2 protein-coding genes are annotated in these 1,082 nt (G+C 38.6%); both read right to left on the reverse strand.

What is annotated here, in order from left to right:
- Positions 1–10 precede the first annotated feature (10 nt).
- Positions 11–577, reverse strand: a complete 567-nt coding sequence (locus FTU92_RS13980; RefSeq protein WP_180096444.1) for an IS630 family transposase — start codon at positions 575–577, stop codon at positions 11–13.
- Positions 567–1,022, reverse strand: a complete 456-nt coding sequence (locus FTU92_RS13985; RefSeq protein WP_004973749.1) for a helix-turn-helix domain-containing protein — start codon at positions 1,020–1,022, stop codon at positions 567–569. Before FTU92_RS13985 ends, FTU92_RS13980 begins: the two co-directional genes overlap by 11 nt.
- Positions 1,023–1,082: the final 60 nt, after the last annotated feature.

Here is a 1,082-nt window from a genome sequence, read left to right on the forward strand (position 1 = left end):
TAAGCTGTCATTAAAAAGTAAACATGTATTCTTTTCCGAATTGGTTTGATACTCTCTCCACCCATTGCTCTATTTTATCAGCTGTCATGACTTGAAAATCTCGCCAATAATATTTCATCTGCTTCCATACCATCTCGATTCGATTTAACTCAGGGCTATAAGCTGGAATAAAATACAAATTCGTCGAAAAGTTACTTTTAAGTAGCTCTCTGTAATCAGCCATCTTTTTACTTCTATGAATCGAGGCATTATCAACAATAAGAACCAATGGAAGGTTATAAGTCTGTTTTACTTGTTGAGCTATTCCAGTTAAATAGGCATAAAACCAAGTGCTTGTAACAGACTCTTGTAAACAACTTGTCACCATTTTCCCCGTTGAAAGCAAACACCCCATGACATTAACTCGTTTTAATCTTATTGCATCAACCGCATGAACATCACCTATCTTTGTCCATGCATAGCGGTTATCAGGTGTAGATGAAAACCCTGTTTCATCAACATAACCTAATATAATTTCACCACGTGCCGCTTGCTCTCGTAATTTTTCAATCTGCTGTGTTGCTTGTTCAAATGCAATCGGATCTCTTTTTTTTCAAGCTATGACGGGTACGCTTGAAGACCATACCTGAATCACGTAAAAACTTACGAATGGTTTCAACAGACACGGACACTTCGTATTCTTCATGTAGTTTGACTCGGATTTGTTCTGCATTGAGTGGACTTGTATTGACCCAATCTAGGATTTTCGCCTGATAGTCTGAGATCAATGTATTGGGCCGACCTGAGCGATGACCTTCTTTAATCGATTCAAACTCATACAATTCCCAACGTCGGCGTTGTAGCCTTATGGTTTCTGGGATACGTTCTTGTAGAGTGGCAACTTCCGCAACACTTTTACCTTCAGAAAGCCAGAGAATAGTTTGGGCACGTTGTCTTTCACGCCAATGTTTTGCATGCTTGGCCAGAAAAATGAGTCGTTCTCGCTGTTCTAAACTAAGTGGTACAGAAACAATTCGAGGCATGTGTGAACATCTGTTAACTAAAAAAACTTTTTCGCATGATTAGTTATTTTTGTCAACTTA

The organism is Acinetobacter sp. YH12205, assembly GCF_013418125.1.
Taxonomy (GTDB): domain Bacteria; phylum Pseudomonadota; class Gammaproteobacteria; order Pseudomonadales; family Moraxellaceae; genus Acinetobacter; species Acinetobacter towneri.

Excerpts from the sequence above, each read along its gene's own strand:
- FTU92_RS13985 (WP_004973749.1), bottom strand. The coding sequence starts at position 1,022 with ATGCCTCGAATTGTTTCTGTACCACTTAGTTTAGAACAGCGAGAACGA.